Raw genomic sequence first — 19,655 nt, forward strand, 5'->3', positions numbered from 1 at the left:
GGGACCCGTGCGGAACTCATCGCCGGCCGGAGATTTTTTTCGCACGCGTTTTCCGTCGCCTCGCGGCGGGCCTCAGCGGGTCAGCGGCTGCGCCGCGAGGGCGGCGACGACCAGGGTCAGCGGGGCGAACAGGGCGACCAGGGCCGCGGCGCGCAGGGTGGCGGCGGCCCGCAGCATGGTCGCGGGGGCGCCGAGGCGGAGCAGGGCGGCCGTGGTGTCGGCGCGGGCGTGCTTGGCCTCCACGGCCGCGGTGAGCAGCGTGGCCAGGGTGCACCCGGCGACGAGGAGCGCGCCGAGGGTGGTCAGTGGGCCGAAGGTGGGTCCGTCCGGGTTCTGCAGGGCGGCCATGGCGTAGGCGGCGGACGCGACCGCGCAGACGATGCCCAGCGGGCGGCCGATGCGGGAGGACTCCTCCATCAGGACGCGGCCCGCGAGCAGGCGCAGGGCGCCGGGGCGGACCGCCTGGAGGAGGTGGCCGCAGACATGGGTCAGGCCGGGGCCGGCCAGGGCGAGGCCGACGGCGGTCAGGAGCCAGCCGAGCAGGACGCCCACGGGCCCGCTGGTGAGTCCGCCGGGCATGTCGGTCGTGGCGGTGGTGTGGCCGGCGTAGGCCTCCACAGCGAGGCCGGCGGCGAGGGTGGAGATGCCCCAGGGGAGGGCCGCGGTGGGGTGGGGCTCCCTGTCCGGGGACGCGGGGGCGCCGGGCGTCAGGGGCAGGAAGGCGGCCTGGGCGTCCGGCCCCTGGGGGGCGTCGCCGTTGCGCGGCAGGGGTGCCGGGCCGGTCGTGCGCGGGGGCGACTGCTCGGCGGCCGACACGGTGGTGGCGCCGGTGACGTCCGCCGCGACAGCGCCGCCGTCCGCCCGATGCTCGTCGTCGTCCGGGCCGCGCCGCAGACGCGCGCCGAAACGGCCGTACGCCCCGAACGTCTCGCGCATCGCCCCGGTTCCGTACGCCCCGAAGCGGCCGAAGGCCTTCCGCGCGCCGCCCGGCTGAGCCGGCCGGACCTCGCGCGGGCGCAGGACCAGGGCCACCGACAGGGACGCGGCCGCCGGGACCAGGGCGAGCAGGGTCAGGGCGCCCGCCACCGGCAGGGGCCGGTCGGAGGCCAGGAACTGGGCGCCCGCCCCGTCGAAGGGCATGCCCGTGATGGTGCCGCGCAGGTGCAGGAAGAAGAACAGCGCCAGCATCGAGCCGAGGGCGGTGGACAGGGCCGTCGTCGTGGCCGAGATCGTCATCAGGCGGGCCGGGCCGAGACCGATCGCCGACAGGCCCGGGCGGGGGCGGGTGCCGGGGTCGGTGCGGGCGACGGCGACCGCGAACTGGACCGTGGCGGCCAGCGGGACCGTGCACCAGGCCAGGCGGAGCACGGCGGCGGGGGGATCGTCGGGGTGGCCCAGCGCGTAGCCGAGGGTGCACAGCAGGAGGAGGCCCGTGCCGGCCGACGCCGCCGCGACGAGGAGCCGCCGCAGCTGGACGGCCGGACGGGCGCTGCGGGTCAGACGGAGAGCGAGCACGCGGCCCGGCCTTCCGACTCGGTGACCGGCGGCAGCTGGAGGGTGGTGACGCACCGCCCGTCCAGCAGGGAGACCGTACGGTCGGCGAGGGCCGCGGTGGTCGGGTCGTGGGTGGCCAGGACCACCGTGATGCCGTGCGAGCGTGCCGCCGTGGTCAGGGTGCGCAGCACGTGGCCGCGGTCGGCGTGGTGCAGCGGCGCGGTGGGCTCGTCGGCGAACAGGACCGTCGGCGCCGGGGCCAGCGCGCGGGCGATGCACACCCGCTGCCGCTCCGCCTGGCGCAGCGCGTGCGGGCGCTTGCGGGCGCAGTCACCCACGTCGAGACGGTCCAGCCACTCGCGCGCGACCGTCTTGGCGCGCCGCCGGCTGGTGCCGCGCAGCATCAGCGGGAGCGCGGCGTTCTCCCAGACGTTCAGCTCCGGTACGAGGACGGGGGCGGGGTCGATCCAGCCGAACCGGTCGCGGCGCAGCCGTTCGCGGGCGACAGGGCCCATGGTGTGCACGGGCACACTGTTGAACCAGACCTCGCCGTCCTTGGGGCGCAGCAGTCCGGACAGGCAGGCAAGGAGCGTGCTCTTGCCGCTTCCGCGCGGGCCGGTGACGGCGAGGATCTCGGCCTCCCGGACGCCCAGTGAGACCCCGCCGAGCGCGGGGGTGCCGTCGGGGTGCTGGAAGTGCAGGGCGCGTGCCCAGAGGACGTCGTTGTCCGGCGGAGCCACCATGGGCGTACACCTCAGTTCTGATCCGTATGTGCCGTGCCTGGTCCCTCGTGCGGGGGAACGAAGGCTGGGCCGATCGGTCACTGGGCACGCTAGGCAGCGGCCACCGGGCTCCCGGACAGCACACGGCCCCGGGCCGCCGTTCTCACTCGAACGGCGGCGCCGGGGCCGTTGCCGGTCATCCCGAGGGAAGTTCGCGGCAGATCACCGCGTCGGCCGGTCAGAGCTTCGTCCACGCCTCCGTCAGCGTGGCCCGCAGGATCTGCTCGATCTCGTCGAAGGTCCCCTGGTCGGAGATCAGCGGCGGGGCGAGCTGGATGACCGGGTCGCCGCGGTCGTCGGCACGGCAGTACAGGCCGTTGTCGAACAGGGCCTTGGACAGGAAGCCGTACAGGACGCGCTCGGTCTCCTCGTCGTTGAAGGACTCCTTGGTGGCCTTGTCCTTGACGAGCTCGATGCCGTAGAAGAAGCCGTTGCCGCGGACGTCGCCGACGATCGGCAGGTCGTGCAGCTTCTGCAGGGTCCGCAGGAAGGCGCCCTCGTTGTCGAGCACGTGCTGGGGCAGGTTCTCGCGCTCGAAGAGTTCGAGGTTGGCGAGACCCACGGCCGCGGAGACCGGGTGGCCGCCGAAGGTGTAGCCGTGCAGGAAGGTGTTGTCGCCCTTGTAGAAGGGCTCGGCGACGCGGTCGGAGACGATGCACGCGCCGATCGGGGAGTAGCCCGAGGTCATGCCCTTGGCGCAGGTGATCATGTCCGGTACGTAGCCGAACTTGTCACAGGCGAACATCGTGCCCAGGCGGCCGAAGGCGCAGATGACCTCGTCCGACACGAGCAGCACGTCGTACTGGTCGCAGATCTCGCGCACCCGCTGGAAGTAGCCGGGGGGCGGCGGGAAGCAGCCACCGGCGTTCTGCACCGGCTCCAGGAAGACGGCGGCGACCGTCTCCGGGCCCTCGAAGAGGATCTGCTGCTCGATCTGGTCGGCGGCCCAGCGGCCGAAGGCCTCGGGGTCGTCGCCGTGGATCGGGGCACGGTAGATGTTGGTGTTCGGCACCTTGTGCGCGCCCGGGACGAGCGGCTCGAAGGGGGCCTTGAGGGCCGGCAGGCCGGTGATGGACAGGGCGCCCTGCGGGGTGCCGTGGTAGGCGACCGCGCGGGAGATGACCTTGTACTTGGTCGGCTTGCCCTGCAGCTTGAAGTACTGCTTGGCGAGCTTCCAGGCGGTCTCGACGGCCTCGCCGCCACCGGTGGTGAAGAAGACCTTGTTCAGATCGCCCGGGGCGTAGTCGGCGAGGCGCTCGGCCAGCTCCACGGCCTTGGGGTGGGCGTAGGACCAGACCGGGAAGAACGCCAGCTCCTGGGCCTGCTTGAACGCGGTCTCGGCGAGCTCGACACGGCCGTGACCGGCCTGGACCACGAACAGACCCGCCAGGCCGTCGAGGTAGCGCTTGCCCTTGTCGTCGTAGATGTAGGTGCCCTCACCCCGCACGATCGTCGGCACGGGCGAGTTCTCGTACGAGGACATCCGGGTGAAGTGCATCCACAGGTGGTCGTACGCGGATTTGCTGAGGTCCTTGGTACTCACGGTTATCGGGTTCCCCACATGTAGGTCTGCTTCTTGAGCTTGAGGTAGACGAAGCTCTCGGTGGAGCGCACGCCGGGCAGTGCCCGGATGCGTTTGTTGATGACGTCCAGCAGGTGGTCGTCGTCCTCGCAGACGATCTCGGCGAGGATGTCGAACGAGCCCGCGGTCATCACCACGTACTCGACTTCCGACATGCCGGTCAGCGCGTCGGCCACGTTCTCCGGGTCGCCCTCGACGTTGACGCCGACCATCGCCTGCCGGCGGAAGCCCACGGTGAGCGGGTCCGTGACGGCGACGATCTGCATCACGCCCTGGTCGAGCAGCTTCTGGACGCGCTGGCGCACCGCCGCCTCGGACAGGCCGACGGCCTTGCCGATGGCGGCGTACGGCCGGCGGCCGTCCTCCTGGAGCTGCTCGATGATCGCGAGGGAGACGGCGTCCAGCTGGGGGGTGCCGTTCCGGGACTCGCGGGAGGACTCACGGAAGGACTCGCGGAGGTCCCGCGAGTTCCTCTGGTCTGCGCTTCGACTGGCCACGGCCACACTGTGCACGACGTCTCGACAGTTTCGCAAGGTCGCATCGATGAAATTCGTTGTGTAGGCGTTCGAATCTTGCGGATATCGCAGATCTGGCGGCCCGGGGGGTGTTGAAACCGTGGGACTAGCGATTAGGGTGGGTGCCTCAGTGATGGGACACCCGAACTTGGAGGGCCGGCAGTGAGCACCGAGCTGCGTCGTCTGCGCAACTACATCGACGGAGAGTTCCGGGACGCCGCCGACGGACGGACCACCGAGGTGGTGAACCCGGCGACCGGCGAGGCGTACGCCACCGCGCCGCTGTCCGGGCAGGCCGACGTCGACGCCGCCATGGCGGCCGCCGAGGCCGCGTTCCCGGCGTGGCGTGACACGACCCCGGCCGAGCGGCAGAAGGCCCTCCTGAAGATCGCGGACGCGTTCGAGACGCGCGCCGAGGAGCTGATCGCGGCCGAGGTGGAGAACACGGGCAAGCCGACCGGGCTGACCCGCTCCGAGGAGATCCCGCCGATGGTCGACCAGATCCGCTTCTTCGCGGGTGCGGCCCGGATGCTGGAGGGCCGCTCCGCCGGTGAGTACATGGAGGGCCTGACCTCGATCGTCCGGCGTGAGCCGGTCGGCGTCTGCGCGCAGGTCGCGCCGTGGAACTACCCGATGATGATGGCCGTGTGGAAGTTCGCCCCGGCGATCGCCGCGGGCAACACGGTCGTGCTGAAGCCGTCCGACACCACCCCCGCCTCCACCGTCCTCATCGCCGAGATCCTCGGGGAGGTCCTCCCCAAGGGCGTCTTCAACGTGATCTGCGGTGACCGTGACACCGGTCGCATGATGGTCGAGCACCCCACCCCGGCGATGGCCTCCATCACCGGCTCGGTGCGCGCCGGCATGTCGGTGGCCGAGTCCGCCGCCAAGGACGTCAAGCGGGTTCACCTGGAGCTGGGCGGCAAGGCGCCGGTCGTCGTCTTCGAGGACACCGACATCGCCAAGGCCGTCGAGGACATCTCGGTGGCGGGCTTCTTCAACGCCGGGCAGGACTGCACCGCGGCCACCCGCGTGCTGGTGCACGAGGCGATCCACGACGAGTTCGTGCAGGCCCTCGCCAAGGCCGCGGCCGAGACCAAGACCGGTGAGCCGGACGACGAGGACGTGCTCTACGGCCCGTTGAACAACCCCAACCAGCTCAAGCAGGTCACCGGGTTCATCGAGCGGCTGCCCGCGCACGCCAAGGTCGAGGCCGGCGGTCACCAGGTCGGCGACAAGGGCTACTTCTACGCCCCCACCGTCGTCTCCGGCCTGAAGCAGGACGACGAGATCGTGCAGAACGAGGTCTTCGGCCCCGTCATCACCGTCCAGTCCTTCCGCGACGAGGAGCAGGCCGTCGAGTACGCCAACGGCGTCGAGTACGCCCTCGCCTCCTCGGTCTGGACCAAGGACCACGGTCGCGCGATGCGGATGTCGAAGAAGCTCGACTTCGGCTGCGTGTGGATCAACACCCACATCCCGCTGGTCGCCGAGATGCCGCACGGCGGCTTCAAGAAGTCCGGCTACGGCAAGGACCTGTCGGGCTACGGCTTCGACGACTACACGCGGATCAAGCACGTCATGACCTCGCTGGACGCGTAGCGCTCCACCCGGGGGCGTTCGGGGAGAGCCCCTCCCCGCGCCCCCGCAAGGCGTCGCGCACGCGCCGGTGTTCAGAGCTCGGCCCCGGACGGAGGACGGACCGTCCGGGGCCGTGGTGTGTCCCCGGGGTGTGCCGGGACGGCGTCCCCGGGCCGGTCTCCCGGGTGTGCCCCGGGGTGATCGACAAGGTGTCCGCGCCGCGCCACGGGGCTCGACGCAGCGTCCATTGTCCGTGCCGTGACGCGCGCGGCATGCTGGAAGTCATGGCCCTCCCACCCGTGAACGCGCCGAACCTGTCCCGTCGCTCCCTGCTGCTCGCCCTCGGCGGCACCGCCGCGGCGGGCGCGCTCGCGGGCTGCGGGGTACCGGCCGCGTACGTGACGGCCGGCGACCGGGCCGCCGTCGACCGCTCGGACCGTGACAGGCGGCTGACCTGGGCCAACTGGCCGCTGTACATCGACACCGACGCCTCCGGCAGGAAGCGCCCGACGCTGGACGCCTTCGAGCGGCGTACCGGCATCGCCGTCGACTACGTCGAGGAGATCAACGACAACGACGAGTTCTTCGGGAAGATCAGCCCTTCCCTGATGAACCACCAGTCCACCGACCGCGATCTGATCGTCATCAGTGACTGGATGTGCGCGCGGTTCGTGCGGCTGGGCTGGGTGCAGGAGATGGACCGCGCCCGTCAGGCACACGTCACGCGCTACCTCGATCCGCTGCTGCGCTCCCCGGCCTTCGACCCCGGCCGCAAGTTCACCGTGCCGTGGCAGTCCGGCATCACCGGCATCGCGTACAACCGCAGGGCGCTGGGCCGGGAGGTGCGCCATGTCTCCGACCTGTGGGCGGACGACCTCAGGGGCCGGGTCACGCTGCTGTCCGGGCTCGACGAGGCGTTCGCCCTGCTGATGCAGGGTGACGGTGTCGACATCACGCGGTGGACGGCCGACGACTTCCACAGGATGTGCGACCACCTGGAGAAGCGGGTCAAGGGCGGGCACATCCGCCGCTTCACCGGCAACGACTACATCAAGGACCTGTCCAGCGGAGACGTGCTGGCCTGCCAGGCCTACTCGGGCGACGTGATCCAGCTCCAGGCGGACGACCCGGACATCGAGTTCGTGGTCCCCGAGGAGGGCGCGGAGCTGTGGTCCGAGTCCCTGATGATCCCCAACCTCGCCGCCCACAAGGCCAATGCGGAGCGGCTCGTCGACCACTACTACGAGCCCGAGGTCGCCGCGGAGCTGGCGGCGTGGGTGAACTACGTCTGCCCCGTGCCCGCCGCGCAGGACGTCCTGGCCTCCGCCAAGGACGCGGAGACCGCGGCCCTGGCCGAGGACCCGCTGATCTTCCCGGACACGGCGATGCGTCGGCGCCTCGCGATCGCACGGGACATCGACCCGCAGGAGCGGGTGGAGTTCGCGCGGCGGTGGAACGGAATCGTGGGGTTGTGAGGCGGGGCGGGGCGCCGGGCCGCGCGGGGGATCAGGCCGCCGGGCGTACCAGGCCCGTCTCGTAGGCGAAGGTCACCGCCTGGACCCGGGCGCGGGCTCCGATCTTGGTCAGGATGTGGCTGACGTGGGACTTCACGGTGGTCGTCGCGATGGACAGCCGGGCCGCGATCTCCGCGTTGGTCGAGCCGGCGGCCACGGCGACCAGGACGTCGCGCTCGCGTTGTGTGAGGAGGAGGGGCCCCGGACCGGGAGGGGGCGCGCTCACGGCGTCCTGTCGGCGGACGGCCTCGATGAGGGCGTGGGTCAGCGCCGGGGTGAGGACGGCGTCGCCGGAGGCCACCACCCGGATCGCCGCGGTCAGTTCGCCCGGGGTGGCGTCCTTGAGCAGGAAGCCGGTGGCCCCCGCCCGCACCGTGGCGGCGGCCTGGCCCTCGTCGTTCGCGGGAGCCAGGGCGAGGACACGGGGAGCAGGGTCCGGGAGCCGGGCGATCCGCTGGACGACCTCGGTGCCGGTGGCGTCCGGGAGTTCGCTGTCCAGCAGGACGACGTCGGGGCGCAGCGCGGCGCTCACGTGGACCGCCTCACCGCCCGACGCCTCGCCCAGCACGTGCAGGTCGGGCTCGGCGGCCAGCAGCAGGCGCAGGGCGTGGCGCTGGAGGGACTGGTCACTGACGACGAGTACGGAGACCATGCTGCGGTCCTGCCCTTCCCGCTGGCGAACGAAACGGTTTCGTTCAGATGTCCAGCGTAGCCCCGCGCGTCATCGAAACGGCAATGCTTCTTCCGGTGAGCGGGGTTCGGTGACGCCGGGCGCCTACGCCGGTGTGCGGAGGGTGCAGAGGGTGTCGACGCGGTTGGTGGTGATCGAGTCGACGCCCAGGGACAGCAGGCGGCGCATGGTGCGGCGGGTGTCGGGGGTCCACACGGACAGCAGGTAGCCGTCCTTGTGGACGCGCGCCGACAGTTCGCGACTCACCAGGCCGAAGCGGTAGTTGAGCCAGCGCGGGCGCACCGCGTCCAGCAGCGCCGGGCGCGGTGGCGCGAGAGTCGTCCAGGTGAGGGCGATCTCGGCGGCCGGGTCGGCGGCCCGTACCGCGAGCATCGCGGTGGCGTCCGCGCAGTAGTACACGCGCTCCGCCGCGCCGCACTCCCGTACGACCTCGACGACCCGGCGGGCCGCCCGGACGTCGGACGTGCCCGGCAGGTCGAGCATCACCCGGTGACCCTCGGTCGCCGTGAGCGCCTCCGCGAGCGTCGGCACCCGGCCGCCGGTGAGCCCGCGCACCTCGTCCGCCGACAGCGACCGCAGCGGCCGGTCGCGCCCCCACAGCCGCTTCAGCGTCGCGTCGTGCAGCAGCACGGGCACACCGTCGCGGGTCAGCCGCACGTCGATCTCCACCGCGTCCGCGCCCAGCCGGAGCGCGGAGCGCAGGGAGTCGATCGTGTTCTCGCGGAAGTGGTAGGGGGCGCCGCGGTGGGCCACGGCGGTCACGTTCGGCATGGAGCCATTGTGGTGGTGGCTCAGCGCGCGAGCCACGCCGAGGTGTACTCGTCGATCTCGGCCCTGATCCGGCTCTTGCCGGCCTCGTCCAGGAACGACGCCTCCACCGCGTTCTTCGCGAGGTCCGCGAGACCGCGCCCGTCGAGGTCGAGGAGGCGGGCGGCGACGGCGTACTCGCCGTTGAGGTCGGTGCCGAACATTGGCGGGTCGTCGGAGTTGACGGTGACCAGGACGCCGGCCCGCGTGAACTCCTTGATCGGGTGCTCGTCGAGGGTGCGGACCGCGCGGGTGGCGATGTTGGAGGTCGGGCACACCTCCAGCGCGATCCGGTGCTCGGCGAGATGCGCCAGCAGCTTCGGGTCCTGCGCGGCACTGGTGCCGTGCCCGATCCGTTCGGCGTGCAGATGGTGCAGCGCGTCCCACACCGTCTCCGGGCCGGTCGTCTCACCGGCGTGCGGCACCGAGTGCAGGCCGGCGGCGACGGCCCGGTCGAAGTACGGCTTGAACTGCGGCCGAGGCACGCCGATCTCGGGCCCGCCGAGGCCGAAGGAGACCAGGCCCTCCGGGCGCAGCCGGTCGTCGGTGGCCAGCCGCGCGGTCTCCTCGGCGGCCTCCAGGCCGGCCTCGCCGGGGATGTCGAAGCACCAGCGCAGCACGGTGCCGAACTCGGCCTCGGCCGCCTTGCGGGCGTCCTCTATCGCGTCCATGAAGGCCTTCTCGTCGATCCCGCGCCGGGTGGAGGAGAAGGGGGTGATGGTCAGCTCGGCGTACCGCACCTGCTGGCGGGCCATGTCCCGGGCCACCTCGTAGGTCAGCAGCCGCACGTCCTCGGGGGTGCGGATCAGGTCGACGACCGACAGGTACACCTCGATGAAGTGGGCGAAGTCCGTGAAGGTGAAGTAGTCGACCAGGGCCTCGGGATCGGTGGGCACCTTGGAGTCGGGATGGCGGGCGGCGAGCTCGGCGACGATCCGGGGGGAGGCGGAGCCGACGTGGTGCACGTGCAGTTCGGCCTTGGGCAGTCCGGCGATGAAGGCGTGCTGGTCGCGGGCGCCGGCGATGGCGGAGCCGGTGGGTCCGGCGGGCGCGGGCGCGATGGAGTTGTCGGTCAAGGTTCCTCCCCGGAACGGCGTCCGGGCCGCGCGCGGCGGCGGGACGCGGGTGATCGGCTGATCGGCGGTACCGGATCATCGTAGGCCGGGGGGCGAGGGGGAGTGGAAGGGGTTTCCGGGAACGGGGGGAGGGCGGCACCCGAGCCGTCACGTCCGGGCCGTAGCATGACGGAACGTTCGACAGAGGGGACTCCGCGCATGACCGACGACGCGCAGCGGCCGGCCGCGCCGGAGAGCAACGGCGGGCACGGTGCCGACGGAACGGGGGCGGCGCCGAGCGGTGTGACGCCCGATGCCGCCGCGCCGGGCGGTGCCCCCGCCTCCGGGGGTGCGTGGACGCCTCCGCGCTGGCCCGAGGACGCGGCCCCGGCGACGACGGACGTCTCGCTGGACGCGGGCGCGATCCCCGAGGTCGGCCAGGACGCCCCGGGCCAGGTCCCGCTGGACAAGGGGGCCACCGCGGATCCGCGCGGCCCCGAGCCCGACCCGTGGGCGCCTCCGGCGCACCGCACCCCGGCGGGTCCCGGCGAGACCATGGTGTCGCCGAGCGGGCCCGGCGCTCCGGTACCGCCCTCGATGCACGACCAGCAGACGGTCACGTCCTTCCCGGCGCCGGACGCCTCCCCGCCGTGGGCGGCGCCGACCGCGCAGCCCGGATCCGGCACGCCCTCCGCCGGCACCCCCGCGTCCTTCCCACCGCCCCAACCTGCGGCCCACAACCCCTTCGCCGCGCCGGCGCCGGGCACCCAGGACGTCCCGCCCCCGCCGATCGCGCCCAACGGTCCCGGCCAGGTCCCGTACGGCTATCCGGCGACCGGGTACGGCTACCCCACACCCCCGCAGCAGGTCTACGGCGGCCCGCACACGCACGGGGCCGCCGGCTACTACGGCTGGCCCGGCGGTCAGGCCGAACCCAGCAACGGCATGGGCACCGCCAGCCTGGTCGTCGGCATCGTCGGGGTCGTCCTCTTCTGCCTCTGGCCGGTGGCGATCGTCCTGGGCATCCTCGCGGTGATCTTCGGGGCCCTCGGCCGGGCCAAGGCGAGCCGTGGCGAGGCCACCAATCCCGGCATGGCCCTGGCGGGCATCATCTGCGGCGCCGCGGGCGTGGTCCTCGCGGTCGTGCTGGGCGTCATCGTCGTCGGGGGGTCGCTGGGCTGACGACTCCTTCGGGTCAGGAGCCGTCGGAGCGGGATCTCTCGGGGGCCGTTGGGGCGGCGGGGGCGTCGGTCCCGGTGCGCGGTCTTTCGCGGGCCGTCATCAGCGCGAACCCCAGCAGGTTCAGCCCCTTCCACCGTCCGTTGGGGTGGCGGGGGCGTCGGTCCCCGTGCGCAGTCTCTCGCGGGCCGCCATCAGCGCGAACCCGGCGGGTTCAGCCCCTTCCACCGTCCGTTGGGGTGGCGGGGGCGTCGGTGCCGGTGCGCGGTCTCTCGCGGGCCGCCATCAGCGCGAACCCCAGCAGGTTCAGCCCCTCCCACCGTCCGTTGGGGTGGCGGGGGCGTCGGTCCCCGTGCGCAGTCTCTCGCGGGCCGCCATCAGCGCGAACCCCAGCAGGTTCAGCCCCTTCCACCGTCCGTTGGGGTGGCGGGGGCGTCGGTCCCCGTGCGCAGTCTTTCGCGGGCCGTCATCAGCGCGAACCCCAGCAGGTTCAGCCCCTTCCACCGCTCCGGGTCGTTCGCGGCCTCGTCGTCGGCCGCCAGGCCGATCCCCCAGACCGGGTCCACCGGGCTCGCCTCGACCAGGACCCGCTCACCGGTGCCCAGCAGGAACTCCCGCAGCTCGGCGTGGCGGGCGAACTTGTGGAAGCTGCCCTCGGCGACGATGCGGAACCGCTCCCGCTCCCACACCTCGCCGTCGAAGCCGCGCACCAGCCGCCCCGCCTTCTTCGCCTCGGCGGGATGCCCGGCCGCCAGCACCCGACGCTCCCCCACCGGGTCCTCGAAGAGCCGCGCCTTGTGGGCCATCATCCAGTGCTCCGCCGTCGCGTACTCCACGCCGTCGACGGTGAACGGGGACGGCCACCACTGACTCAGACAGCTCGCGCCGACCCGTCCGTCCGCACGCGGACGGTGCCCCCAGAAGTGCAGATACTTCAGGCGGGCACCCGCTCGGACCGCTCTGACCAGCGCGTTCCGGGAGTCGATCACTCCCCTCATGCTCTCCATGCATGCGAGTCTGGCAGGCACCACTGACACTCCGTCCCTCCTTTTCGCCGCCGACTCGACACCTGGTCGACAGATTCCGTCGCTTAACCAAAAGGAAACAACGGAATCACTTGTTGGTCGACCACCCCTCTGTCAGGATCGGCACTCAATTCGAGCTGGAGCTACGCCACCCGCTCCGAGGGACAGCGGGGCGACGGCGGAGGAGAGCGACATGCACAACCCGGGCAAGAGCAACCCGGAACGATTCCCCGCCCAGGACCGCTTCGCGGCCGGCGCGCAGTACATCGCGGGCCGCCTGACGAAGGGCACCTCGGGACACACGCACGCGGTGGTCGACCCGGCCACCGGCGAGGAGGTCCTCACCTACGAGCTGGCGGGCCCGGACGACGTGGACGCGGCCGTCGCCGCCGCCCGCGAGGCCTTCCCGGCATGGGCGGGCGCCACCCCCGGCGAGCGTTCCGACGCCCTGCACCGGTTCGCCGCCGTACTCGCCGAGCGCGCCGAGGAGTTCGCCCGCGCCGAGTCCCTGCAGTGCGGCAAACCCCTCAAGCTGACCCGCGAGTTCGACGTGCCCGGCACGGTCGACAACACCGCGTTCTTCGCGGGCGCCGCCCGGCACCTCCAGGGCCAGTCGGCCGGTGAGTACTCCGGCGACCACACCTCCTACGTCCGCCGCGAGCCCATCGGCGTCGTCGGCTCCGTCGCACCCTGGAACTACCCCCTCCAGATGGCCGCGTGGAAGATCCTCCCGGCGATCGCCGCGGGCAACACGATCGTCCTGAAGCCCGCCGAGCTGACTCCCCTCACCTCCCTGCTGTTCGCGCAGGCCGCCACCGACGCGGGTGTCCCGGACGGCGTGATCAACATCGTCACCGGCACCGGCAGGGAGGCCGGCGAGCACCTCGTCGGCCATCCGGACGTGGTGATGACGTCCTTCACCGGCTCCACCGCCGTCGGCAAGCGCGTCGCCGAGATCGCCACCGCCACCGTCAAGCGGCTCCATCTGGAGCTGGGGGGCAAGGCGCCGTTCCTCGTCTTCGACGACGCCGATCTGGAGGCCGCCGCCAACGGCGCGGTCGCGGGCGCGCTGATCAACACCGGCCAGGACTGCACGGCCGCCACGCGCGCGTATGTGCAGCGGCCGCTCTACGAGGCGTTCGTGGAGCGGACCGCCGCCCTCATGGAGAGCGTCCGGCTCGGCGACCCGTTCGCCGCGGGCACCGACCTGGGCCCGCTCATCTCGCACGTCCAGCGGGACCGGGTCGCCGGTTTCGTCGACCGGGCGCGCGGCTACGCGCGCGTGGTCACCGGTGGCGAGGCACCGCGGGGCGAGTTCGAGCAGGGCGCCTACTACCGGCCCACGCTCGTCGTGGACGCGCCCCAGGACAGCGAGATCGTGCAGTCCGAGATCTTCGGGCCGGTCCTCGTCGTCCTGCCCTTCGACACGGACGAGGAGGGGATCCGGCTCGCCAACGACACGCCGTACGGTCTCGCGGCCTCCGCGTGGAGCCGTGATGTCTACCGTGCGAACCGCGCCACCCGCGAGATCAAGGCGGGCTGCGTGTGGGTGAACGACCACATTCCGATCATCAGCGAGATGCCGCACGGCGGCTACAAGCAGTCCGGCTTCGGCAAGGACATGTCCACGTACTCGTTCGACGAGTACACGCAGCTCAAGCACGTTATGTTCGATAATACGGCGGTTGTTCGCAAGGACTGGCACCGCACGATCTTCGGGGACCGATAACCACGACAGGCCGTCCGACCGCGGCCGCCCCTCCCGAAAGGGCACCACGCGCATGGAGCAGTACGAGCCCGACCGCCCGTCCGCGGCCCAGGTGGCCGCCATGCGGCGCAGCCTGCGCAGCGGCAGGGCCTCCCTCACCCGCCGTTCGCTGCTGCGCGCCTCCGCCGGCGGCGCGCTCGCGGTCGGCGGGGCGGGAGCGCTGAGCGCCTGCGGCATCCCGCCCGCGGCACAGAACGCCGGAGTGTCCTCCGAGGACCACTCGGCGAAGGAGAAGACCGTCAGCTTCTCCAACTGGACCGAGTACATGGACGTCGACGAGAGCGGCAAGAGCCATCCGACGCTCGACGAGTTCAGGAAGCGCACCGGCGTCACCGTCAAGTACACCGAGGACATCAACGACAACGTCGAGTTCTTCGGCAAGATCAAGCCGCAGTTGGCGGCCGGCCAGGCCACCGGACGCGACCTGATCTGCGTGACCGACTGGCTCGCCGCGCGCCTCATCCGCTTCGGCTGGGTGCAGAAGCTGGACGCGTCCCACCTGCCCACCGCCTACGCCCGGCTCTCCCAGCAGTTCCGCAGCCCCGACTGGGACCCGGGCAGGGCGTACTCCTACCCCTGGACCGGTATCTCCACGGTCATCGCCTACAACAAGAAGGCGCTGGACGGCGTCGAGGTGCGATCCGTCTCCGACCTGCTCGACAACCCCAAGCTCAAGGGCCGCGTCGGCTTCCTGTCCGAGATGCGCGACAGCGTCGGCATGACGCTGCTGGACATGGGCAAGGACCCGGGCAAGTTCAGCGACGACGACTTCGACGCGGCGATCGCCCGGATGCAGAAGGCCGTCGACCGGGGCCAGATCCGCCGGTTCACCGGCAACGACTACACCTCGGACCTCAGCAAGGGCGACTTCGCGGCCTGCATCGCCTGGGCGGGCGACGTCGTACAGCTCAAGGCGGACAGCCCGGACGTCGACTTCGTCATTCCCGACAGTGGCTACATGACGTCGACCGACAACCTCCTGGTGCCCAACAAGGCCCGCCACAAGACCAACGCCGAGCGGCTCATCGACTTCTACTACGAGCCGGGACCGGCCGCACAGCTCGCCGCGTACATCAACTACGTGTGCCCGGTCGACGGGGTGAAGCCGGAGCTGGCCAAGATCGACCCGGACGCGGCGAACAACCCGCTGATCATTCCCGACAAGGACATGGCCGCGAAGTCTCGCGCCTTCCGCTCCCTGAGCTCGAAGGAAGAGACGGCCTACGAAGAGAAGTTCGCGAAGCTCACAGGGGCGTGACGACGACGATGACGACGAAGGACAGCAGCGGCGACGTCCGCCTCTCCGGAATCAGCAAGACCTACGGCTCCTTCACCGCCGTACATCCGCTGGACCTGACCGTCCCGCAGGGCTCCTTCTTCGCCCTGCTCGGCGCCTCGGGTTGCGGCAAGACCACAACCCTGCGGATGATCGCGGGACTTGAGGAGCCGTCGGGCGGCACCGTCTCGCTCGGCGAGCGGGACGTGACCGCGCTGCCGCCCTACAAGCGGCCGGTGAACACGGTGTTCCAGTCCTACGCGCTCTTCCCGCACCTCGACATCTACGAGAACGTCGCCTTCGGCCTGCGCCGGCGGGGCGTCAAGTCGGTGAAGAAGCAGGTCGACGAGATGCTCGACCTGGTCCAGCTCGGCGAGCAGGCCCGCAAGAAGCCGCACCAGCTCTCCGGCGGCCAGCAGCAGCGCGTCGCCGTCGCCCGCGCCCTGATCAACCACCCCGAGGTGCTGCTCCTCGACGAGCCGCTCGGCGCCCTCGACCTCAAGCTGCGCCGCCAGATGCAGCTGGAGCTCAAGCGGATCCAGACCGAGGTCGGCATCACCTTCATCCATGTCACGCACGACCAGGAGGAGGCCATGACCATGGCCGATTCCGTCGCCGTGATGAACGCGGGCCGGGTCGAGCAACTCGGCGCCCCCGCCGAGCTGTACGAGAACCCGCGCTCGACGTTCGTCGCCAACTTCCTCGGCACCTCCAACCTGATCGAGGCCGAGGTCGACGGCAGATCGGGCGACGAGGTCGTCGTCAAGGCGGGTGGCGGCAAGCTCACGCTCCCCGCCGGGCGATGTACGGCCTCCACGGAGACCGGCGGCAAGGTGCTGGTCGGCGTGCGCCCCGAGAAGATCTCCCTCGTCCACGCGGACGACGCCGGGGAGATCCCGGCCGGCCGCAACCGGATCACCGGCAAGATCGCCGACGCCAGCTTCATCGGCGTCTCCACGCAGTACGTCGTCGACAGCGCCGTCTGCCCCGAGTTCGCCGTCTACGTGCAGAACGTCGAGCGCGACGGCCGGCTCATCCCGGGCGCCGACGTCGTCCTGCACTGGAGCCCGGCGCACACCTTCGGGCTGGACGCCACCCAGGACATCGACGCGGGCATCGAGGAAGAGGCCGCCTGATGTCGACGCTCACCGAGGCGCCACCGCCGCTCGCGCCCGAACCGGTGCGGAAGCCTGCGCGCCGGCGCGGCCGGCTCACCCCGTACTGGCTGTTGCTGCCCGGCATCCTGTGGCTGATCGTCTTCTTCGCCCTGCCGATGGTCTACCAGGCCTCCACGTCCGTGCAGACGGGCTCCCTGGAGGAGGGCTACGAGGTCACCTGGCACTTCGCCACGTACTGGAACGCCCTGACCGAGTACTGGCCGCAGTTCCTGCGTTCGGTGCTGTACGCCGGTTCCGCGACGATCCTGTGCCTGCTGCTGGGCTACCCGCTGGCGTATCTGATCGCGTTCCGCGCCGGCCGCTGGCGGAACCTGATCATGATCCTGGTGATCGCGCCGTTCTTCACCAGCTTCCTGATCCGCACCCTCGCCTGGAAGACGATCCTCGCGGACGGCGGCCCGGTCGTCGGCGCCCTGAACACCCTGCACGTCCTGGACGTCACCAGCTGGCTCGGCATGACCGCCGGGGACCGCGTGCTCGCCACCCCGCTCGCGGTGGTGTGCGGTCTGACCTACAACTTCCTGCCGTTCATGATCCTGCCGCTGTACACCTCGCTGGAGCGCATCGACAGCCGGCTGCACGAGGCGGCGAACGATCTGTACGCGAAGCCCTCCACGACGTTCCGGAAGGTGACGTTCCCGCTGTCGATGCCGGGCGTCGTCTCCGGCACGCTGCTGACCTTCATCCCGGCAGCCGGCGACTACGTGAACGCCGACCTGCTGGGCTCCACCGACACCCGCATGATCGGAAACGTCATCCAGTCGCAGTTCCTGCGGATCCTCGACTACCCGACGGCCGCCGCCCTTTCCTTCATCCTGATGTTCGCGATTCTCGTGATGGTGACGCTCTACATCCGCAAGTCCGGGACGGAGGATCTGGTTTAAATGGCCTTCGTCACATGGCTCAAGCGCCATCTCGTCGTCCTCGCGGGGCTGTTCACGCTCGGATTCCTGCTGCTGCCCAACGTCGTGGTCACGGTCTTCTCCTTCAACAAGCCGAAGGGCCGTTTCAACTACGAGTGGCAGGAATTCTCCACGGCCGCCTGGCGGGATCCGTGCGGGGTCGCCGACCTGTGCGGCTCGCTCTCCCTCAGCCTCCAGATCGCGCTGTGGGCGACGCTCGGCGCCACCCTGCTGGGCGCGATGATCGCCTTCGCGCTCGTCCGGTACCGCTTCCGGGCACGCGGGGCCATCAACTCCCTGATCTTCCTGCCCATGGCGATGCCCGAGGTGGTGATGGCGGCCTCGCTGCTGACGCTCTTCCTCAACATGGGTGTCCAGCTGGGCTTCTGGACGATCCTGATCGCGCACATCATGTTCTGTCTGAGCTTCGTCGTGACGGCCGTGAAGGCGCGCGTGATGTCCATGGACCCGAAGCTGGAGGAGGCCGCGCGCGATCTGTACGCCGGGCCGCTGCAGACCTTCCTCCGGGTCACACTGCCGATCGCGGCCCCCGGAATCGCCGCGGGCGCGCTACTGGCCTTCGCGCTCTCCTTCGACGACTTCATCATCACCAATTTCAACGCGGGCTCGACCGTCACCTTCCCCATGTTCGTCTGGGGATCGGCCCAGCGCGGAACGCCCGTTCAGATCAATGTCATCGGTACGGCCATGTTCGTCGTCGCCGTACTGTTCGTACTGGCCTCCATGGCCATCGGCAGCCGCCGAAAGCGCCGACAGGCGTAATGCACTCGTAGGGAGTTGAAATCATGGCCCCAAGCGCCATGAGCCGTGGAAACGACAACTGGACGACGTCCCTTTCCGAAGCCCAGCCGGTCGCGTACTGGCTGGACGACCCCGGCAGGCCCCGCCCCGAGCCCGCGCTGACCGGCGCCGAGACCTGCGACCTGCTGGTCGTCGGCGGCGGCTACAGCGGACTGTGGACCGCGCTCAACGCCAAGGAGCGCGATCCCGGGCGCGACGTCGTCCTGCTGGAGGGCCGCGAGGTGGGCTGGGCCGCCTCGGGCCGCAACGGCGGCTTCTGCGCCGCCTCCCTCACCCACGGTCTGCACAACGGCCTGACCCGCTGGCCGGGTGAGGTGCACAAGCTCAAGGAGCTGGGCGACCGCAATCTCGACGGCATCGAGGAGGCGGTCGCCCGGTACGCCATCGACTGCGACTTCGAGCGCACCGGCGAGATCGACGTCGCCACCGAGCCCTACCAGGAGCGTGAACTGCGCGAATGGTACGGCGAGATGGAGCGCGCGGGCCTCGCCGACGGCGTCGAGTTCCTGGACGCCGAGGCGGTGCGGGCCCAGGTCGACTCACCGACGTTCCGGGCCGGTCTGTGGGACCGTCGCGGCGTCGCCATGCTCAACCCCGCCGGACTCGCCTGGGGCCTCAAGCGGGCCTGCCTGGACCTCGGAGTGCGCGTCTTCGAGAACACCCCCGCGCTCACCCTGAAGCCCTACGGCGCCGGCATGGCCGTACGCACCCCCTACGGCCGGGTCCGCGCCCGCAGGGTCGCGCTGGGCACGAACATCTTCCCGAGCCTGGTCAAGCGGGTCCGCCCGTACACCGTCCCGGTCTACGACTACGCCCTGATGACCGAGCCGCTCACCGCCGAGCAGCTCGGCGCGATCGGCTGGAAGAACCGGCAGGGCCTCGGCGACAGCGCCAACCAGTTCCACTACTTCCGGCTGTCCACCGACAACCGCATCCTGTGGGGCGGCTACGACGCGATCTACCCGTACGGCGGCCGGGTGCGCGCCGAGTACGACGACCGCCCGGAGACCTACGCCAGGCTCGCCGGGCACTTCTTCACCTGCTTCCCGCAGCTGGAGGGGATCCGCTTCACCCACGCGTGGGGCGGCGCCATCGACACCTGCTCGCGCTTCTCGGCCTTCTTCGGCACCGCGCACGGCGGCAAGGTGGCGTACGCGGCGGGCTACACGGGCCTCGGCGTGGGCGCCACCCGCTTCGGCGCCGACGTGATGCTGGACCTGCTGGCGGGGGAGCGGACCGAGCGCACGGAGTTGGAGATGGTGCGCAAGAAGCCGTTGCCCTTCCCGCCGGAGCCGTTCGCATGGACCGGCATCGCGCTCACCAAGTGGTCGCTGGCGAGGGCGGACGCCCAGGGCGGCCGGCGCAATCTGTGGCTGCGCGCCATGGACCGGATGGGGCTCGGCTTCGACAGCTGAGGTGTGATCCGGTTCACTCGAACGGGGCGCCGGAACTCGCGTAATGCCTGGGCCAGACCTCCCTCTCTC

At 71.1% G+C, this 19,655-nt stretch carries 17 protein-coding genes; 9 read left to right on the top strand and 8 right to left on the bottom strand.

Translation table 11 applies throughout. The features are described from left to right. Positions 1–72: 72 nt before the first annotated feature. The 4 genes from ACZ7LV_RS29055 to ACZ7LV_RS29070 form a co-directional block, all read right to left on the bottom strand. Positions 73–1,515, bottom strand: a complete 1,443-nt coding sequence (locus ACZ7LV_RS29055; protein WP_471943548.1) for a hypothetical protein — start codon at positions 1,513–1,515, stop codon at positions 73–75. Next, positions 1,497–2,237 (bottom strand): ABC transporter ATP-binding protein, encoded by a 741-nt coding sequence (locus ACZ7LV_RS29060; RefSeq protein WP_401673942.1) that lies wholly within the window; start codon positions 2,235–2,237, stop codon positions 1,497–1,499. The genes ACZ7LV_RS29055 and ACZ7LV_RS29060 overlap by 19 nt, the downstream gene beginning before the upstream one ends. Before the next feature lie 217 nt (positions 2,238–2,454). Beyond that, positions 2,455–3,819: an aspartate aminotransferase family protein gene (locus ACZ7LV_RS29065; RefSeq protein ID WP_471943550.1), complete on the bottom strand. Its 1,365-nt coding sequence runs from the start codon at positions 3,817–3,819 to the stop codon at positions 2,455–2,457. Between the two features lie 2 nt (positions 3,820–3,821). Further along, on the bottom strand, positions 3,822–4,370 hold the full coding sequence (locus tag ACZ7LV_RS29070; protein ID WP_471943552.1) for an Lrp/AsnC family transcriptional regulator: 549 nt from the start codon (positions 4,368–4,370) through the stop codon (positions 3,822–3,824). A 165-nt stretch (positions 4,371–4,535) separates the two neighbouring features. Here ACZ7LV_RS29070 and ACZ7LV_RS29075 point away from each other — a divergent pair, with 165 nt between their 5' ends. After that, entirely contained in the window at positions 4,536–5,975 is a 1,440-nt protein-coding gene (locus ACZ7LV_RS29075) for a gamma-aminobutyraldehyde dehydrogenase (RefSeq protein ID WP_471943554.1), read from the top strand. Between the two features lie 263 nt (positions 5,976–6,238). Continuing rightward, a complete protein-coding gene (locus ACZ7LV_RS29080) occupies positions 6,239–7,429 on the top strand; it encodes a polyamine ABC transporter substrate-binding protein (RefSeq protein WP_471943556.1) in 1,191 nt (396 codons plus the stop codon). A 31-nt stretch (positions 7,430–7,460) separates the two neighbouring features. Here the strand turns inward: ACZ7LV_RS29080 and ACZ7LV_RS29085 are convergent, their stop codons facing one another. The 3 genes from ACZ7LV_RS29085 to ACZ7LV_RS29095 form a co-directional block, all read right to left on the bottom strand. Further along, positions 7,461–8,120, bottom strand: a complete 660-nt coding sequence (locus ACZ7LV_RS29085) for a LuxR C-terminal-related transcriptional regulator (protein WP_471943558.1) — start codon at positions 8,118–8,120, stop codon at positions 7,461–7,463. Positions 8,121–8,243: 123 nt separating this feature from the next. After that, entirely contained in the window at positions 8,244–8,930 is a 687-nt protein-coding gene (locus ACZ7LV_RS29090; protein ID WP_471943560.1) for a glycerophosphodiester phosphodiesterase, read from the bottom strand. Positions 8,931–8,950: 20 nt separating this feature from the next. Then, the gene (locus tag ACZ7LV_RS29095; RefSeq protein WP_471943604.1) at positions 8,951–10,027 is read right to left on the bottom strand and encodes an adenosine deaminase; all 1,077 of its coding nucleotides are present in this window, start codon (positions 10,025–10,027) and stop codon (positions 8,951–8,953) included. Positions 10,028–10,240: 213 nt separating this feature from the next. Here ACZ7LV_RS29095 and ACZ7LV_RS29100 point away from each other — a divergent pair, with 213 nt between their 5' ends. Then, positions 10,241–11,203, top strand: coding sequence for a DUF4190 domain-containing protein (locus tag ACZ7LV_RS29100; protein WP_471943562.1), 963 nt, complete (start codon positions 10,241–10,243; stop codon positions 11,201–11,203). A 395-nt stretch (positions 11,204–11,598) separates the two neighbouring features. Here ACZ7LV_RS29100 and ACZ7LV_RS29105 read toward each other — a convergent pair whose 3' ends face one another. Next, positions 11,599–12,198, bottom strand: a complete 600-nt coding sequence (locus ACZ7LV_RS29105) for an NADAR family protein (RefSeq protein ID WP_471943606.1) — start codon at positions 12,196–12,198, stop codon at positions 11,599–11,601. A 220-nt stretch (positions 12,199–12,418) separates the two neighbouring features. Between ACZ7LV_RS29105 and ACZ7LV_RS29110 the strand changes: the two genes are divergently transcribed. Genes ACZ7LV_RS29110 through ACZ7LV_RS29135 form a run of 6 tightly spaced genes read left to right on the top strand, consistent with a single transcriptional unit; the run spans position 12,419 to position 19,586 of the window. Next, positions 12,419–13,954 (top strand): gamma-aminobutyraldehyde dehydrogenase, encoded by a 1,536-nt coding sequence (locus tag ACZ7LV_RS29110; RefSeq protein ID WP_471943563.1) that lies wholly within the window; start codon positions 12,419–12,421, stop codon positions 13,952–13,954. A 52-nt stretch (positions 13,955–14,006) separates the two neighbouring features. Then, on the top strand, positions 14,007–15,251 hold the full coding sequence (locus tag ACZ7LV_RS29115; RefSeq protein ID WP_471943565.1) for a polyamine ABC transporter substrate-binding protein: 1,245 nt from the start codon (positions 14,007–14,009) through the stop codon (positions 15,249–15,251). Positions 15,252–15,259: 8 nt separating this feature from the next. After that, positions 15,260–16,405, top strand: coding sequence for an ABC transporter ATP-binding protein (locus ACZ7LV_RS29120; protein WP_471943608.1), 1,146 nt, complete (start codon positions 15,260–15,262; stop codon positions 16,403–16,405). Beyond that, the gene (locus ACZ7LV_RS29125; protein ID WP_471943567.1) at positions 16,405–17,331 is read left to right on the top strand and encodes an ABC transporter permease; all 927 of its coding nucleotides are present in this window, start codon (positions 16,405–16,407) and stop codon (positions 17,329–17,331) included. Before ACZ7LV_RS29120 ends, ACZ7LV_RS29125 begins: the two co-directional genes overlap by 1 nt. Next, positions 17,332–18,132 carry an ABC transporter permease gene (locus ACZ7LV_RS29130; RefSeq protein WP_471943568.1) on the top strand — a complete coding sequence of 267 codons (801 nt, stop codon included), beginning with the start codon at positions 17,332–17,334 and terminating at the stop codon, positions 18,130–18,132. A 23-nt stretch (positions 18,133–18,155) separates the two neighbouring features. Continuing rightward, a complete protein-coding gene (locus ACZ7LV_RS29135; RefSeq protein WP_471943569.1) occupies positions 18,156–19,586 on the top strand; it encodes an NAD(P)/FAD-dependent oxidoreductase in 1,431 nt (476 codons plus the stop codon). Positions 19,587–19,655: the final 69 nt, after the last annotated feature.

This window comes from Streptomyces sp. NPDC107562 (genome assembly GCF_055657325.1).

Bases quoted from the DNA above. Each gene is read 5' to 3' on its own strand.
- ACZ7LV_RS29060 (WP_401673942.1), bottom strand. From the start codon at position 2,237: ATGGTGGCTCCGCCGGACAACGACGTCCTCTGGGCACGCGCCCTGCAC.
- ACZ7LV_RS29080 (WP_471943556.1), top strand. From the start codon at position 6,239: ATGGCCCTCCCACCCGTGAACGCGCCGAACCTGTCCCGTCGCTCCCTG.
- ACZ7LV_RS29085 (WP_471943558.1), bottom strand. From the start codon at position 8,120: ATGGTCTCCGTACTCGTCGTCAGTGACCAGTCCCTCCAGCGCCACGCC.
- ACZ7LV_RS29090 (WP_471943560.1), bottom strand. From the start codon at position 8,930: ATGCCGAACGTGACCGCCGTGGCCCACCGCGGCGCCCCCTACCACTTC.
- ACZ7LV_RS29100 (WP_471943562.1), top strand. From the start codon at position 10,241: ATGACCGACGACGCGCAGCGGCCGGCCGCGCCGGAGAGCAACGGCGGG.
- ACZ7LV_RS29105 (WP_471943606.1), bottom strand. From the start codon at position 12,198: ATGAGGGGAGTGATCGACTCCCGGAACGCGCTGGTCAGAGCGGTCCGA.
- ACZ7LV_RS29110 (WP_471943563.1), top strand. From the start codon at position 12,419: ATGCACAACCCGGGCAAGAGCAACCCGGAACGATTCCCCGCCCAGGAC.
- ACZ7LV_RS29115 (WP_471943565.1), top strand. From the start codon at position 14,007: ATGGAGCAGTACGAGCCCGACCGCCCGTCCGCGGCCCAGGTGGCCGCC.
- ACZ7LV_RS29120 (WP_471943608.1), top strand. From the start codon at position 15,260: ATGACGACGAAGGACAGCAGCGGCGACGTCCGCCTCTCCGGAATCAGC.
- ACZ7LV_RS29125 (WP_471943567.1), top strand. From the start codon at position 16,405: ATGTCGACGCTCACCGAGGCGCCACCGCCGCTCGCGCCCGAACCGGTG.
- ACZ7LV_RS29130 (WP_471943568.1), top strand. From the start codon at position 17,332: ATGGCCTTCGTCACATGGCTCAAGCGCCATCTCGTCGTCCTCGCGGGG.
- ACZ7LV_RS29135 (WP_471943569.1), top strand. From the start codon at position 18,156: ATGGCCCCAAGCGCCATGAGCCGTGGAAACGACAACTGGACGACGTCC.